Consider the following 15,315-nt stretch of genomic DNA (forward strand, 5'->3'; position numbering starts at 1 on the left):
GAGGCCGCACATGAATTCCACCCCAGCCAACCGGATTTCGATGACCCGGCGCACCTCGCGCTGGTCCGACGACGACGTCACCATCGCCGATGCGATGGACCTCTGGGGTTTCGCCGCGGGCGCGGCCAACGTGATCATGCAGCTGTCCGCGCCCGGCGTCGGCTACGGCGTCGTGGAGAGCACGGTGGACTCCGGCAATCTGCTCAAGCATCCGTGGAAACGCGCCCGCACCACCTTGAGCTATCTGGCGGTGGCGATCCTCGGCAACCCCGAGGACCGGGCGGCGTTCCGCGATGCCGTCGATGTGGCGCACCGGCAGGTCCGATCCGGGCCGGCAAGTCCCGTGCAGTACAACGCCTTCGACCGCGATCTGCAGATGTGGGTGGCCGCCTGCCTGTTCGTCGGGCTCGAGGATGTCTATCAACTGCTGCGCGGCCCGATGACCGACGCCCAGGCCGAGCAGTTCTACCAATCCGCCGCCACGCTGGGCACCACCCTGCAGGTCAGCGAGCAGCAGTGGCCGCCGACGCGGCCCGATTTCGACACGTACTGGGACACCGCGTGCGGGCGGGTACAGATGGACGACGTCGTCCGGCGGTATCTGCACGACCTGGTGGACCTGCGGATGATCAACCCCCTGCTGCGGATACCGTTCCGGCCGCTGTTGAAATTCCTGACCGCCGGATTCCTGGCGCCGGTGTTCCGGGACGCCGTCGGGTTCGGTTGGGGCCGGGGCCGGCAGCGATTGTTCGAATGGCTGTTTCTGGCCGTGGCATTCGGCAACCGGTTCCTGCCGGTGTTCATCCGCCAGGGCGGCAGTTACCTGCTGCTCGCCGACGTGCGCCGGCGGATGGCGGCCGACAAGGCGCTGATCTGATGAACCGGATCCACCGGATCCTGGGCCACAAGGTCAGCGTCGAGCAGATGCTCGAGACCTTGATGTGGCTGACCCTGCCCTATCTGGTGATCGGACTGGTCTGGACGTTCTTCCATCCCGAACAGGTGCAGCTGATCGAGTCGAGCCTGCTGACCAAATTTCCGGCCGGCGCCGATCTGGTGGCCTTCGGCCAGGTGACACTGCTGTGGCCGGTGCTGCTACTGGGCGCCGACGTGTGCGTCGCGATGTGAGCGCAGCAGCCGCGCAGCCAGGCCCGCGATGTACAGCCACAACAACGTTCCGACCACCCAGGCCGGCACATAATTGAAGGTCTCGGTCTGCGCGCCGGCATTGGCACCCAGGTAGACACACACCGCCAGCACCGCGACGCCGACCCCCACCGACAGGACCGCCCAGGTCCGATCCCCTATGCGCACGAAATACCTTGCCAGCACGAAACATCCGCACGTCATGGCCAGGAAGCCCAGCCCGCCGGCCACCCCGTGAATCTTCGCCGAGGTGCTCACCTCCTCGACACCGGGATAGCCCTGCGACGCGCCGGGCGGAAACCCGAACCCCGGATCGGTCGGATTCAGCCCCACCACGACACCGGCCAGCAGGCCGTACAGCGCCACACACACCGCCGCGATGCGGCCCGATCGGACACCGGCGGCCACCCGCCAGACCCCGGCACCGAACGCGATCAGCAGCAAGCCGCAGACGACGAAGTCGACCGATTGGATCCAGCCCCAATCCCCAAGGACCAGCATCGAATTGGCGTGCCGGGTCAGGTCGAAGCCGGGACGGGTGAACGCCAGGGTGTACGAAACTGCGGTGAGCAACAGGCCGGCCACCACGCCGGCGGTCAGCAGGGCTGAGGTGACCCGGACATCGGCCGGGCGCGCGTCGGCGGTCACGGAAAGTCGACGCTACCGTTCCGGCCGCCGTGACGTTTGACTAGGGTCTTGCCACGTGAAGGCTTGCCTCGTCATCGCCGCCGCCGCTGCCGCTGCGCTCACCGGATGCGCGCCGGGAACCGTCGTCAACACCGACGATGCCGCCGGGCCCCCACCCACGAGCAGCACCGCGCCGCCGCCGCAGTTCGGTACCGCAAACCTGGTCAACGCGGCCGAGTACGCCATCGAGGTCAACGGTCGCAAGGCCTATTACTTCAGCACCCCGAGCGGGCGCTGGCAGTGCGCGATCCTGCCCCGCGACCGTGCCGGGTGCCAACCGGCGGGCGGCACGTCGGCGATGAGCGTGACGGGTGCCCCCGAGACCGTGCCCGATGCGACCGGCGGAACCGCGGCACCGAATGCGCTGGTTCTCGACCGGGATACCGACGCGCATTTCGCCAACCTGGCACAGCCGGATTTCGCGCAATCGGCCGCGGTCGTTCTGCCGTTCGGCAAGGTGCTCGCGGTGGCGGGGTTCCGCTGCAACGTCCAGGAGCAGTCCGGGGTGTCATGTGTGCGGGAGGTGACGGGCCGAGGTTTCACCTTCTCGGCCGAGGGCTACACCCTGCACTACACCGACGTCCCCTAGCGATGGCAGATGATCAGGATCGGCACCTCGGGCTGGTCGTACGACCACTGGACCGGGGTGCTCTATCCGCGGGGCACCCCGGCGAACGCGAGGCTGGGCCACTATGTCGATGAGTTCGACACCGTGGAACTCAACGGCAGCTTCTACCGGTGGCCCACTGCCGCCACGTTCACGAGTTGGCGCCGACAGCTGCCGCCCGGTTTCACCATGTCGATCAAGGCGCACCGCGGGCTGACCCACTTTCGCCGGCTGCGGTCACCGCAGACCTGGACCCCACGGTTCGAGCAGTACTGGCAACTGATGGACCCCCACAACGAGGCTCTGCTGGTCCAGCTGCACCCCGCCCTCGAGCGCGACGATGCCCTACTTGCCGATTTCCTGGGGCAGCTCCCCCACCAGGTCCGGGTGGCGATGGAACTGCGGCACCCGTCGTGGCACAAGCCCTCGGTGTACCGGCTGTTGGAGCGCTTCGACGCCGCCTATGTCGTGATGAGCGGTCCCGGGTTGACCTGCCGTCCGGTGACCACCAGCGACCTGGTCTACGTTCGCATGCACGGCCCGGGCGACGACCACGACCGCATGTATGCCGGTTCCTACTCCGACGACGAGCTGCACCGGTGGGCACAGCGCGTCCGCGGGTGGGACCGCGACAACCACCGCGTCGTCGTGTACTTCAACAATGATCTCGGTGGTCACGCGGTACGCAACGCCCGAAAGCTGAGGCTGATGGTCGCGGGCGAGTAGGCTTGATCGACATGACAACGTCGTCCACAATTGCGATAGTCGGCGGTGGCCTGGCCGGCGCCAAGGCCGCTGAAGCACTGCGGGACAACGACTTTGACGGCCACGTCGTACTGTTCGCCGCCGAGGACCATTTGCCCTACGAGCGTCCGCCGCTGTCCAAGGAGTATCTGGCCGGCAAGAAGAAACTCGACGATTTCACCGTCGATCCGGCGGCCTGGTACCGCGACCACAACATCGACCTGCGGCTGGGAACCGAGGTGTCCGCCGTCAACGCCGCCGACCACGAGCTCACCCTGCCCGACGGCACCACCGTCGGCTACGACAAGCTGCTGCTGGCCACCGGCTCCGCCTCGCGCCGGCCACCGATCCCGGGAGCCGACGCCGCGGGCGTGCACTATCTGCGCACCATCGACGACGCCGCGGCCCTCAGCGCGGTGCTGACACCGGGTTCGACCCTGGCCATCGTCGGCGCCGGATGGATCGGGCTGGAGGTCGCCGCCGGTGCGCGTGGCCGCGACGTGAACGTGACGGTCGTCGAGTCCGCCCGCCTGCCCCTGCTGGCCGCCCTGGGCGCCGAGGTCGGTGAGGTGTTCGCGCAACTGCACCGTGAGCACGGGGTCGACCTGCGACTGGACCAGTCGGTACAGGAGATCACCACCGACAACGGCACCGCCACCGGGCTGCGACTCGGGGATGGCTCCACCGTCGCCGCCGATGCGGTGCTGATCGCCGTGGGCGCCGCACCGAACCTCGAACTCGCCGAAAACGCCGGGCTGGCCACCGAAAACGGCGGAGTGCTCGTCGACGCTTCGTTGCGCAGCAGCGATCCCGACATCTATGTGGTGGGCGACATCGCCGCCGCGCAGCATCCGCTGTTCGGGGTCCGGATCCGCACCGAGCACTGGGCCAACGCGCTCAAGCAGCCCGCGGTGGCGGTCGCGGGCATGTTGGGACACAGCGCCGAATACGCCGAACTGCCCTATTTCTTCACCGATCAATACGACCTCGGCATGGAATATGTGGGCCACGCCCCCCAATATCAGCGGGTGGTGTTCCGCGGTGACGTTGCTGGGCGCGAGTTCGTGGCCTTCTGGCTCGACGCCGACAACCGTGTTCTGGCGGGGATGAACGTCAACGTGTGGGACGTTCTCGACGACGTCAAGGACCTGATCCGATCGGGCACCCCGGTCGACCCGGACCGCATCGCCGACCCGTCACAGCCGCTGTCCACCGGGTAGCTGCGGGCGCCGCACCTGCCGGGCGGGCGAATACCGTGCAGCACAACAACATTCTCCTGCGGTCCGGGGTACACGCTAACGTGCATGAGACACGTGCAGGTATCACCCCGCCCGCGTGCGCTATCCACGACGGCAGGAAGGTGAGCATCCGGTGAATGTCGCGCCCGACGAGCTGACCGGCACCGAGCAGGCAGTCCTGCTGGTACTGATGGCCGAGTCCCGCCCGGTGCCCAACGCTGAGCTGGAGCGGCTCGGACCCAAACTCGACAAACCGAAGCGCGACCGACTCAACCGGTTGGGCCTGATCGAGACCACCGGCACCCGGCCACTCGTTCACGAACTCACCGACGCAGGATGGGCGCTGTGCCGGTCCCTGATCGGTGCGGACGCACCGCCCCGGTCCACCGGGCAGGGCAAGGCCCTGTACACACTGCTGGGTGCGCTGCACCGGTACTTCGAACACGCCGACCTCGTTCCCGCCGACGTGTTCCTGCCTGCCGATGTGCCGTCCGACCAAGCCCCCGACCAAGCCCCCGAAGCCCAGTTGCGCACCGCCTACGCCGGGCTGACCACCCGGCCCGGCGGCTGGGTCAGTCTGCTGCGGCTGCGCCAGGCGGTCCCCGGCCTGCCCCGCCCCACCGTCGACGCCGCACTGATCAGCCTCTACCAGCAACCCGGCGTCAGCCTGATCCCCGAGGAGAACCAAAAGGTGCTCACCCCCGCCGACCGCGACGCCGCGGTGGAGATCGGCAACCAGAACAAACACCTGATCGCGATCGAGTCCTGATGGAGTTACAGCACCGCGAAGCGCTCAGCGCGCTTCGCCTGACCTGGGCGCCGACCGCCGACGATCTGTGGCATTCACAAGGCGCGCTGCACGTACGCGGGATGCATGACCGGCCGATGGCCGATGTGATGGCCGCCTTCGGCGATGCCGAACGGGAAACCGACTCCAGCCCGCTGGGCGTAGTGGTGCGCGGCCCGGCCGGATCGGGCAAGACCCACCTCCTCGGTCAGGTCCGCGAACAGGTGCAAACCGGCGGCGGTTACTTCTTCCTTGTCGAACTGCTCGACGCGGCGAGCTTCTGGCAGTCCGCCCGCGCGGGCATCCTGGAAAGCCTGGGCCGGCCCGGCAGCGAGCGCGAAACCCAACTCAAAGACCTGCTGTGGGAGCTGTCCTCGGTCGCCCACATCTCCCGTGCCAGCCGCCGGGCCGTGATCGGCGACGACGACCTGACGCCCGAGATCCTCAGCGACTTCGTCAACGCGCTGCACAAGGTCCACCGCCACACCGTCAAACGCGCACACCACACCCTGCGCGCGCTCGTCCTGCTGGGCTCCGGTGATCTCGAGCTGCAGGACATCGGCGAGGCATTCCTGACCGGCAGCGGCGAACGAGAATCGTGGGGCCTGCCCGCGCCGACGCTCACCGCGCAGGAATCGGTCCGCGACATCTCCCGGCTGATCGCCCTGGCCGGGCCCTCGGTCCTCGCGCTCGACCAGATCGACACGCTGCTGGCCCAGTCGGCGGATCGCACCGATACCGCTGGGGCCGGCCCTGGCAACCGCGACCTCGAGCACATCGCACACGGCCTGATGTCGATCCGCCAGACCATGCGCCGGACCGTCGGTGTGGTGGCCTGCCTTCCCGCGGCTTGGGAGGCGATCCAGGACCGCGCCACCGCCACCGTGCAGGACAGGTTCCGCACCACCGCGTTGCTGCAGGGCCTGCCGACGCCCGACGTCGGCCGAGCCATCCTGGAACGCCGGTTCACCGCAAGCTACGCCGCGATCGGATTCACGGCGCCATACGCGAGTTGGCCGATCCTGCCCTCGGCGTTCGACGAAGCCACCCAGTACACGCCGCGTCAGCTGCTCAAGCGCGCCGACACCCATGTCCGCCGCTGCCTCGAACGCGACACCATCGAAGAACTCTCCCAACTCACCGCAGAGGTGACCGACTCGCACGACGCCGCCACGGGCGCCACCGCGATCGGGGACACCGGCGAACTGGACCGGCGCTTCGCCGATTACCGGCGCCGCGCGGTGACGGTTGCCGCGCTCGACCCCGACGGCGAGGACACCACCATGCCCGGCCTGCTTTCGGCGGCGCTGGATGCGTGGATCACCGAACTCGGCGAGGCCGGACAGGCATTCCGCCCCGATCCGCCCCCGGGTCAGCGGGTGGTGCTGCACGGTCGGCTCCGCCAGACCCTCGACGCCGCCACCGACGACGAGCGGCACTGGGCGTTCCGCGCCATCTCATCCGGTAACGCCGTCGCGGTGCAGAACAGGATCCGAAAAGCTTGGGAGGCGACGGGTTTCAACCCGGACCGGCGCCAGCTGTTCCTGCTGCGCAACACCGCGTGGCCCAAGGGCGCCAAAACCACCGTGATGATCGCCGAGTTCGAGGCGGCCGGTGGCCGCGTGCTGCCGATGAGCGAAGACGACGTGCGCACGATGACGGCGCTGCGCGACCTCATCGACGACAACCACCCCGACCTGCCCGAGTGGCTTCGCCGGCGCCGTCCCGCCCACGGGATCGGCTGGCTGCGTGGCGCCCTCGGGGACATCGCGGGCGATCCTCCGCCGCCGGCCCAGATTGATGTGGACGCCGAGCTCGCGACCGGACCCATCCGTGTGCAGCCGCCCGCGCCCGTCATCGAACACTCGCCCACCGCGATCACCCTGGGCCTGGACAGCCCCGGCGGACGGTCGGTCTCGGTCGACCTGGCCGCACTGCGCAAACACACCGCGATCTTCGCCGGCTCAGGCTCGGGTAAGACCGTGCTGATCAGGCGGCTGATCGAAGAGTGCGCGCTGCGCGGCGTCTCGTCGATCGTGCTCGACCCCAACAACGACCTGTCCCGCCTCGGTGCCCGCTGGCCCGAGAATCCGCCGGGATGGAACCCCGCGGACGACGAGCGCGCCGACGCGTATTTCGACAACGCCGAGGTGGTGGTGTGGACTCCGCGCCGATCGACGGGGCGCCCGTTGTCGTTCCAGCCGCTACCGGATTTCGCCAGTGTCATCGATGACGACGACGAGTTCTCCGACGCCGTCGAATCTGCCGTCGCCGCACTCGAACCGCGCGCCCTGATCGCCGGGAACACGGCCAAGGCCGAGCGGTCCCGCGCGGTGCTGCGGGAGGCGCTGCGGTTCTACGGGGCGAGGCCCTCGATCAGCCTGGACGGCTTCATCGACCTGCTCGCCGATCTGCCCACCGAGGTCAGCGCATTGGGCGGGGCGAACAAGCTGGCTGCGGAGCTGGCCCAGAACCTGCGCGCGGCGACCGTCAACGATCCGTTGTTCGGTGGCACCGGGACCGCCGCCGACCCCGGGGTGCTGTTGACGCCGTCGCCGGGCTACCGGGCGCGGGTGTCGGTGATCAGCATGGTCGGCCTGACCAGTGACCAGCAGCGCGAAGGGTTCGTCAATCAGTTGCAGATGGCGCTGTTCGCCTGGATCAAGCGGAACCCGGCCGGTGACCGGCCGTTGGGCGGGCTGCTGGTGATGGACGAGGCGCAGAACTTCGCACCGTCCAGTCACACGACCGCGAGTACACACAGCACCCTGGCGCTGTCCTCGCAGGCCCGAAAGTACGGGCTCGGGTTGGTGTTCGCCACGCAATCCCCGCGCGGTCTGCACAACCACATCCCGGGCAATGCCACCACGCAGTTCTACGGTCTGCTGAACTCCCCCGCCCAGATCGCGGTGGCCCGGGAGATGGCCCGTGTGAAGGGCGGCCACGTGCCGGACATCAGCAAGCTGCGTTCAGGCCAGTTCTATCTGGCGTTGGAAGGCAATGCCTTTCACAAGATCCAGACGCCCTGGTGCCTGTCACACCATCCGCCCAGCCCACCGACGACTGACGAGGTGCTGGCGCTGGCCGCTCAGAGCAGGGTCGCACTGCCGTCGGCGTGAACCTGCACCTTCGCCCCGGCAATGTCGGAGGACATGGTCGCCGCCGCCTGTGACTCGTCGACGATCCGGGCCAGTGTGCGTCCGTCGTCCGGGGTGCGCACCGCCAGGAAGGCCCGCTCCGCGGCGCCGTCGCGACCGACGGGAGTGGTCCAGGTTTCCACCGTCCCGGTGCCGGTGAAGTCCACCTGCAGTTGACGGGTGGGCTCGGCGTCGACCTCGGATTGCACGTCCTGCCAACGGAATTCGTGGGCCGGCGGCTCGGTGCCGTACACCCCGAAACTGTGCTTGGTGAGGTAGCCACCGTTGGCGGTGATCAGCCCCCGGGTCCCGGGATTGGCCACCAACCGCTCGGCCATGGTGGCGATCGAATGAGACACGTAGTTGTTCCACGGCCCACCGGCGAAGGTCAGCCCGCCGGTGACTGTCAGCGGCCGGGCCGGGTCGGCCAGTGGCAGACCGATTTCGGCCGCCGCCACCTGCACCGCTGACGGGAAGCAGGAGTACACGTCGACGAAATCGACCTCGTCGACGCCCACTCCCGCCAGCTCGAGAACCCGGCGTCCAGCGATCCGGATCGCCGGTGACCGGTAGAACTCGGCGCGCTCGCCGATCGCGTAGGTGTCGTGCGAATCCGTCCCCGCGTACGGGAAAACCCAACGGTCGGTGGGGATCTGGAGATATGTCGCCTTCTCGACGGTGGTCAGGATCAGCACTGCACCCTGGTTGACCATGTTGTTCGAGTTCATCAACTTGGTGTAGGGCCAGCTGATCATCCGGTTGTCCGGGCCCGGCTGCCAGATCTGCTCGGCGGGCACCGCCTCCTGGCTCCAGGCGTGCGGGTTGTCTGCCGCCACCGCACTGAACTGTGACCACAGCTCGCCGATCCGCCTGCGGTGTTCATCGCTGGTCTCGCCGGCCGCGATGCGCAGCGCCTGCTCGAACATCGGGTACACGTAGGCCGGGCGGTCCAGATTGATCCGGATCTCGGCCTCACCGGCCATCGGCACACCGTCATGCGCGCCCGGCGCCTCCGGCACCGACTCGTCCTGGCGCGTCCAGTCCGGCTTGACGCCCGCCGCGCGCAGCCGGCTGCGGGTTCGCCACGTCTCGGCGCCCGCGATCAGCACCACCTCGGCCCGTCCGCCCTGCAGATCCAGGCAGGCCTCGTTCACCAACGACTGCGGGACGTTGCCGCCCACCCCGGTATAACGCGTCGCCGCCTTGTCGGCCCGGAGGCGCTGCGCCAACAGCAACCCCGGATCCCGGTAGTGCCAGGACAGCAGATTCACGATCCGTACCGAGTCGACAACCTCCAGCACCCGCGGATCGGCGGCCTCCCGGGCGGCCGCAACCATGAGATCGACCGGCTCGACGTCCGGATTCTCCTCCCGCTGGTTGACCTGGCCGTAGCCGATCAGTACCGGGGTGCGTGGGTCGAGTGCCCTGGGGACGGTCATGCCCACGAACCTAGCCGACGCGGTAGATGGACTTGAGAATCTGGTAGGACGGCCTGAGGCGGCATATTTCGCGTGGCGTTGGTCGACCGGTACGAAAGCGGGTACCCGGATCGCGGGCACCATTCACCGACACCCGCCACTATGGGGATATGAGCGACGCGACTGGATCACCGGCACTGACCGACACAGAACTCGAACAGCTCAACGCGTACTGGCGGGCGGCCAACTACCTGTCCGTCGGCCAGATCTATCTACTGGACAATCCGCTACTGGATGAGCCCCTGGCCGCGGAACACGTCAAGCCACGACTTCTGGGCCACTGGGGTACCACCCCGGGCTTGAACCTGCTGTACGCCCATCTCAACCGGATCATCCGCGAGCGCGACGCGAACATCGTCTACGTCACCGGGCCCGGCCACGGCGGTCCGGGTCTGGTGGCCAACGCCTATCTGGAAGGCACCTACAGCGAGGTCTACTCCGCTATCGGGCAGGACACCGACGGTCTGCGGAAACTGTTCCGCCAGTTCTCGTTTCCCGGCGGGATACCCAGTCACGTGGCCGCCGAGACACCCGGCTCCATCCATGAGGGTGGTGAACTCGGATACGCCCTGGTGCACGCCTATGGCGCCGCATTCGACAATCCGGACCTGGTGGTGGCCTGCGTGGTCGGCGACGGCGAGGCCGAAACCGGCCCGCTGGCCGCCAGCTGGCATTCGAACAAGTTCCTCAACCCGGTCGTCGACGGCGCGGTGCTGCCGATCCTGCATCTCAACGGCTACAAGATCGCCAATCCCACAGTGCTGTCCCGCATTCCGGCCGAAGAACTCGAATCGCTCATGTACGGCTACGGCTATCGGCCCATCACCGTGGCCGGGGACGACCCGGCCAACGTGCACCAGCAGTTGGCCGCAGCCATGGACGAGGCGTTCGACCAGATCGCGGCGATCCAGCGCGCAGCCCGCCTCGACGGTGAGCCGGGCCGTCCGCTGTGGCCGATGATCATCCTCCGCACCCCCAAGGGCTGGACCGGCCCGCACGAAGTGGACGGCAAACTGGTCGAGGGCACCTGGCGCTCCCACCAGGTGCCGCTGTCGGAGACCCGGGCCAACCCGTCGCACCTGGCCCAGCTCGAGACGTGGCTGCACAGCTACCGGCCCGAGGACTTGTTCGACGCCACCGGCGCGCTGCGGCCCGATCTTCGGGCCCTCGCGCCCTCGGGCACCCGGCGGATGAGCGCCAACCCGCACGCCAACGGCGGCCTGCTGCTGCGTGACCTCGACCTGCCGGACTTCGCCGACTACGCCGTCACCGTGGAGAGCCCCGCCACGGACACCGCGGAAGCCACCCGGGTGCTCGGCACATTCCTGCGTGATGTCATCGCCGGTAACCCGGACCGCTTCCGGCTGATGGGTCCCGACGAGACCGCCTCCAACCGCCTGGCCACGGTGTTCGAGAGGACCGACAAGGCATGGCAGGCCGAGATACTGCCCGTCGACGAGAACCTGGCCCCCGACGGACGGGTGATGGAAGTGCTGTCCGAACACCTGTGCCAGGGCTGGCTGGAAGGCTACCTCCTCACCGGGAGGCACGGGCTGTTCAACTGCTACGAGGCCTTCGTCCACATCGTCGATTCCATGCTCAATCAGCACGCCAAGTGGCTGTTCAGCAGTTCGCAGCTGCCGTGGCGCCGGCCGATCGCGTCGCTGAACTATCTGCTGACCTCCCATGTGTGGCGACAGGACCACAACGGCGCGTCGCACCAGGACCCGGGTTTCATCGACCACGTCGCCAACAAGCGTCCCGAGGTCGTGCGCGTCTACCTGCCGCCGGATGCCAACACCCTGCTCTCGGTGGCCGACCACTGCCTGCGCAGCCGCCAGTACGTGAACGTCATCGTGGCGGGCAAGCAACCGGCGTTGACGTACCTGACGATGGACGAGGCCGTCGCGCACTGCACCCGCGGGCTGGGGATCTGGGAATGGGCGAGCAATACGACCGGTGAGCCCGATGTCGTACTTGCCTGCGCCGGCGACATCCCGACGCTGGAGACCCTGGCCGCCGCCGACATCCTGCGCCGCCGACTCCCCGAGGTGAAGGTCCGGGTGGTCAACGTCGTCGACATCATGCGTCTGCAGCCCGAGTCCGAACATCCCCACGGATTGTCCGATCGCGAGTTCGATTCGATCTTCACCACGGACAAGCCGATCATCTTCGCCTATCACGGCTACCCGTGGCTGATTCACCGGCTGGCCTACCGGCACACCAACCACGACCAGCTCCACGTACGCGGGTTCAAGGAGCGGGGCACGACGACGACGCCGTTCGACATGGTGATGCTCAACGACCTCGACCGGTTCCACCTCGTCATGGACGTGATCGACCGGGTCGACGGCCTCGCGGTCAGGGCTGCCGGGCTGCGGCAGGAGATGGTCGACGCCCGACTGGCCGCCCGCAGCTACACCCGCGAGCACGGCGAGGATGACCCGGCGATCTCCGACTGGACCTGGGAAGCGGTGTGATCAACGCAGTGTGACCTGGGTAATTGCGCCACGCCGGTACGATTGCCAAGTTATGTCTGATCAGAGCGCCGTGGCCGCGCACCCGCATCCGCTGATGGCCCAGCTCTCTGCATTGCACCATTTCCGTATCTATGCCGACATCGGGATCGTCGTCGTCATCTTGGCGCTGACCAACCTGATCGCCCATTTCACGACGCCCTGGGCGAGTATCGCCACCGTCCCGGCGGCTGCGATCGGCTTGTTGATCCTGGTCCGGGCCCGCGGGCTGGGGTGGACGGAACTCGGACTTGGCCGCGAGCACTGGCGCTCGGGTGCCGGGTACGCCCTGGGCGCCGTCGCCCTGGTGGTCTCGGTGATCGCGATCGGCGCGATGCTGCCATGGACGCGCCCGATGTTCATGAACGATCACTACGCGACGATCTCCGGCGCGCTGATCGCGTCGATGGTCATCATCCCGCTGCAGACCGTGATTCCCGAGGAATTGGCGTTCCGCGGCGTCCTGCACGGGGCCCTCGACCGGGCCTGGGGTTTCCGCGGTGTCGCCGCGGGCGGTTCGCTGTTGTTCGGCCTGTGGCACATCGCGAGTTCATTCGGGCTGACAAGCGGGAACGTCGGGTTCACCCGGCTGTTCGGCAGTGGGATCTTCGGCACGATCGCCGGTGTGGTGATGGCGGTGCTGGCCACCGGTGCCGCCGGCTTCGTGTTCACCTGGCTGCGTCGGCGCAGCGGCAGCCTGATCGCGCCGATCGCCCTGCACTGGTCACTCAACGGGATCGGCGCACTGGCGGCCGCCCTCGTGTGGCACCTGTCGACCTAACTGCCGGCGCGTCTCCGCGCCCTGAATTCACGGTTCTTCAGCATGTTCCCGCAGCTGGCCATATCGCACCAGGTACCACCGTGGTTGCGGGACCGGTCGTAGAACGCCCACGTGCATTCGTCGTTCGCACATGCCTTCAGACGGCCCCAGGTACCGTCCCGCTGCGCGTCTCGCATCACCAGCAACAGCTCGAGCAGGCGCTCGCCCACGTCCTCGCCTGCGGCTGACAACTGCACCTGCCCGTCGGGCGCCAGGTCGACCTTCACGGTCGAGGTATCGGTGAGTGCCTTCAGTGCCGCCAGGTGATCGGCCTGTGGTGCCGGGCCGCCGGTGTGGTGGATCAGCAGTGCACGCAACGCCTCGCGCACCTTGCGCACCAGGTCGAGCTCGCCCTCCGTCGGGCTGGCACCGTCAGCGAGCAACCCGTTGGCGGTCAGCCACGGTGCCGCGTCGTCGGGATGCGCAAGGCGATCCGTTCCGGCAGGCAGTTCGATCGTGTTGACCAAGGCCTGAATCCGGGCCAGCGGCCCGGGCGCGGGTTTGGTCTCGGTGTCGCCGGCCCACCTCGTCGTCATGACACCAAGCGTACCGCCGTGACCGTTAAATTGGTTTGACTAGTCATTCATGACCGGCGTACGGTCATGAATAGTCACGATCTCCGGACTCGGGCACCACGGAAACTACGAGGTATCGCCATGAACGACAACCGAATTTCTGCGACACCAGCGCTCACAACCCGTCGTGCACCCGTCCCCCGCCGCCCGTCCATCCGAGCCCGCCTGACCGCACGGATTCGATCCGGCCGCCTCGACGGCATGCTGGCCGTCGGCACGCCGACACCCCCTGGCAGCGCCATCGCGGCCCGCGCCGCACGGCTCACATCGATCTCCGAGCGCGTTGCCATCGCCCGCGTGCTACGCCGCTGCGTACACGAGAGCGCCCATGACACCATCGTGTGGTCATCACGAATACCGTTGCACCGCAACAACATTGCCGAAGCTGAGGCGACGATCGACGCCATCACCCTGCGGCTGCATTCACCGCTGCCGGTCAACGCACGCGGGATGGCCCGCCTCACCCGGGTGATCAACGACGGACTCGGCCCTCTGTACGCCTTCGGTCACGGCGACCTCGACGGCCGGCTGGGCGCCGCACTCGCCGCGCTCTGAGGCCGCCGCTACACCCGCAGCACCGCCGCACCCGCGATGCGGCCGGCACTCAGATCCGCCAGTGCCTCATCGGCACGATCCAGGGCGTACTCGGGGGTGCTGACCGCCATCCGGTGCGCGCCGGCGAACGCCAGGAAATCACGGGCATCGGCGCGGGTGTTGGCGGTCACCGAGCGGATCTCCCGTTCCTGGAACAGGTGCCGTTGATAGTTCAAGGTCGGGATGTCGCTGAGGTGGATGCCCGCGATCGCCAGGACACCGCCGCGGTCCAGGGCCGCCAGCGCGGACAGCACCAGATCCCCCACGGGGGCGAACAGGATTGCGGCATCCAAAGGTTCGGGCGGCATGTCGGCACTGCCCTGCACCGAGGACGCACCCAGCGCCAACGCGAGTTCGCGGGCACGCTCGCCACGGGTCATCACATGCACGCGAGCCCCCCGCGCCAACGCCACCTGCGCCGTCAGATGCGCGCTGCCGCCGAAGCCGTAGAGTCCCAGCCGTCCACCCGGCGGTAAGTCGGTGCGCAGCAGGGAGCGATAGCCGATGATGCCCGCGCACAACAGCGGCGCCAGCTCGACATCGGAGTACCCGGTCGGCAATCGCAACGCGAATGCCGCGGGGACGGTGGTGAATTCCGCATAGCCGCCGTCGGCATCCCAGCCGGTATAGAGCGAGGACGGACAGAGATTCTCCCGCCCCCGTAGGCAATAGACACACTGCCCGCAGGTGTGCCGCAGCCACGCCACACCCACCCGATCGCCGGGGGCGAACCCGCCACCGGTCTCGGCACCGACCGCGACGACCTCACCGACGACCTCGTGCCCCGGGATCACCCGCGGCCGGTGCACGGCCAGATCCCCTTCGGCCACATGCAGATCGGTACGACACACCCCGCAGGCCAAGACCTTGACGAGCAGTTCGTCAGGGCCGGGCTGCGGCGTGGACACGGTCACCCGTTGCAGCGGACGCGAACTCACCGGACCGGGGGTGACGACCTGCCAGGCCGTCATGGCCCCCGTGTCCAT

General features: G+C 68.1%; 14 protein-coding genes. 10 read left to right on the plus strand and 4 right to left on the minus strand.

Annotation, left to right across the window (positions count from 1 at the left end; translation table 11 throughout):
* Positions 1-10: 10 nt before the first annotated feature.
* On the plus strand, positions 11-877 hold the full coding sequence (locus AB0I14_RS26460) for an oxygenase MpaB family protein (RefSeq protein WP_358028131.1): 867 nt from the start codon (positions 11-13) through the stop codon (positions 875-877).
* On the plus strand, positions 877-1,128 hold the full coding sequence (locus tag AB0I14_RS26465; protein WP_358028133.1) for a hypothetical protein: 252 nt from the start codon (positions 877-879) through the stop codon (positions 1,126-1,128). Before AB0I14_RS26460 ends, AB0I14_RS26465 begins: the two co-directional genes overlap by 1 nt.
* Here the strand turns inward: AB0I14_RS26465 and AB0I14_RS26470 are convergent.
* Positions 1,096-1,794: a DUF998 domain-containing protein gene (locus tag AB0I14_RS26470; protein WP_358028135.1), complete on the minus strand. Its 699-nt coding sequence runs from the start codon at positions 1,792-1,794 to the stop codon at positions 1,096-1,098. The two genes, AB0I14_RS26465 and AB0I14_RS26470, sit on opposite strands and share 33 nt — an antisense overlap.
* Positions 1,795-1,849: 55 nt before the next feature.
* Here AB0I14_RS26470 and AB0I14_RS26475 point away from each other — a divergent pair, with 55 nt between their 5' ends.
* The 5 genes from AB0I14_RS26475 (at position 1,850) to AB0I14_RS26495 (ending at position 8,328) form a co-directional block, all read left to right on the plus strand.
* A complete protein-coding gene (locus AB0I14_RS26475) occupies positions 1,850-2,422 on the plus strand; it encodes a hypothetical protein (RefSeq protein WP_358028138.1) in 573 nt (190 codons plus the stop codon).
* A 9-nt stretch (positions 2,423-2,431) separates the two neighbouring features.
* The gene (locus AB0I14_RS26480; RefSeq protein ID WP_358028140.1) at positions 2,432-3,166 is read left to right on the plus strand and encodes a DUF72 domain-containing protein; all 735 of its coding nucleotides are present in this window, start codon (positions 2,432-2,434) and stop codon (positions 3,164-3,166) included.
* An 11-nt stretch (positions 3,167-3,177) separates the two neighbouring features.
* Complete coding sequence (locus tag AB0I14_RS26485) at positions 3,178-4,404, plus strand: FAD-dependent oxidoreductase (RefSeq protein ID WP_358028143.1); 1,227 nt, start codon at positions 3,178-3,180, stop codon at positions 4,402-4,404.
* A 151-nt stretch (positions 4,405-4,555) separates the two neighbouring features.
* On the plus strand, positions 4,556-5,191 hold the full coding sequence (locus AB0I14_RS26490) for a hypothetical protein (RefSeq protein WP_358028146.1): 636 nt from the start codon (positions 4,556-4,558) through the stop codon (positions 5,189-5,191).
* A complete protein-coding gene (locus tag AB0I14_RS26495) occupies positions 5,191-8,328 on the plus strand; it encodes a DUF87 domain-containing protein (RefSeq protein ID WP_358028149.1) in 3,138 nt (1,045 codons plus the stop codon). Before AB0I14_RS26490 ends, AB0I14_RS26495 begins: the two co-directional genes overlap by 1 nt.
* Here the strand turns inward: AB0I14_RS26495 and AB0I14_RS26500 are convergent.
* Positions 8,298-9,785, minus strand: coding sequence for an acetyl-CoA acetyltransferase (locus tag AB0I14_RS26500; protein WP_358028151.1), 1,488 nt, complete (start codon positions 9,783-9,785; stop codon positions 8,298-8,300). The genes AB0I14_RS26495 and AB0I14_RS26500 overlap by 31 nt on opposite strands.
* 149 nt (positions 9,786-9,934) lie before the next feature.
* Between AB0I14_RS26500 and AB0I14_RS26505 the strand changes: the two genes are divergently transcribed.
* A complete protein-coding gene (locus AB0I14_RS26505; protein WP_358028154.1) occupies positions 9,935-12,304 on the plus strand; it encodes a phosphoketolase family protein in 2,370 nt (789 codons plus the stop codon).
* A 52-nt stretch (positions 12,305-12,356) separates the two neighbouring features.
* On the plus strand, positions 12,357-13,121 hold the full coding sequence (locus tag AB0I14_RS26510; RefSeq protein WP_358028157.1) for a CPBP family intramembrane glutamic endopeptidase: 765 nt from the start codon (positions 12,357-12,359) through the stop codon (positions 13,119-13,121).
* Here AB0I14_RS26510 and AB0I14_RS26515 read toward each other — a convergent pair.
* Positions 13,118-13,696 (minus strand): CGNR zinc finger domain-containing protein, encoded by a 579-nt coding sequence (locus tag AB0I14_RS26515; protein ID WP_358028160.1) that lies wholly within the window; start codon positions 13,694-13,696, stop codon positions 13,118-13,120. The genes AB0I14_RS26510 and AB0I14_RS26515 overlap by 4 nt on opposite strands.
* A gap of 120 nt (positions 13,697-13,816) precedes the next feature.
* Here AB0I14_RS26515 and AB0I14_RS26520 point away from each other — a divergent pair, with 120 nt between their 5' ends.
* Positions 13,817-14,290 (plus strand): hypothetical protein, encoded by a 474-nt coding sequence (locus AB0I14_RS26520; protein ID WP_358028162.1) that lies wholly within the window; start codon positions 13,817-13,819, stop codon positions 14,288-14,290.
* A gap of 8 nt (positions 14,291-14,298) precedes the next feature.
* Here AB0I14_RS26520 and AB0I14_RS26525 read toward each other — a convergent pair whose 3' ends face one another.
* Entirely contained in the window at positions 14,299-15,315 is a 1,017-nt protein-coding gene (locus AB0I14_RS26525; RefSeq protein WP_358028165.1) for a zinc-binding alcohol dehydrogenase family protein, read from the minus strand.

Origin of the sequence: Mycobacterium sp. NPDC050441 (assembly GCF_040655355.1) — a bacterium.
GTDB lineage: Bacteria > Actinomycetota > Actinomycetes > Mycobacteriales > Mycobacteriaceae > Mycobacterium.

Bases quoted from the DNA above. Each gene is read 5' to 3' on its own strand.
- AB0I14_RS26460 (WP_358028131.1), top strand. From the start codon at position 11: ATGAATTCCACCCCAGCCAACCGGATTTCGATGACCCGGCGCACCTCG.
- AB0I14_RS26465 (WP_358028133.1), top strand. From the start codon at position 877: ATGAACCGGATCCACCGGATCCTGGGCCACAAGGTCAGCGTCGAGCAG.
- AB0I14_RS26480 (WP_358028140.1), top strand. From the start codon at position 2,432: ATGATCAGGATCGGCACCTCGGGCTGGTCGTACGACCACTGGACCGGG.
- AB0I14_RS26485 (WP_358028143.1), top strand. From the start codon at position 3,178: ATGACAACGTCGTCCACAATTGCGATAGTCGGCGGTGGCCTGGCCGGC.
- AB0I14_RS26495 (WP_358028149.1), top strand. From the start codon at position 5,191: ATGGAGTTACAGCACCGCGAAGCGCTCAGCGCGCTTCGCCTGACCTGG.
- AB0I14_RS26500 (WP_358028151.1), bottom strand. From the start codon at position 9,785: ATGACCGTCCCCAGGGCACTCGACCCACGCACCCCGGTACTGATCGGC.
- AB0I14_RS26505 (WP_358028154.1), top strand. From the start codon at position 9,935: ATGAGCGACGCGACTGGATCACCGGCACTGACCGACACAGAACTCGAA.
- AB0I14_RS26510 (WP_358028157.1), top strand. From the start codon at position 12,357: ATGTCTGATCAGAGCGCCGTGGCCGCGCACCCGCATCCGCTGATGGCC.
- AB0I14_RS26515 (WP_358028160.1), bottom strand. From the start codon at position 13,696: ATGACGACGAGGTGGGCCGGCGACACCGAGACCAAACCCGCGCCCGGG.
- AB0I14_RS26520 (WP_358028162.1), top strand. From the start codon at position 13,817: ATGAACGACAACCGAATTTCTGCGACACCAGCGCTCACAACCCGTCGT.
- AB0I14_RS26525 (WP_358028165.1), bottom strand. From the start codon at position 15,315: ATGGACACGGGGGCCATGACGGCCTGGCAGGTCGTCACCCCCGGTCCG.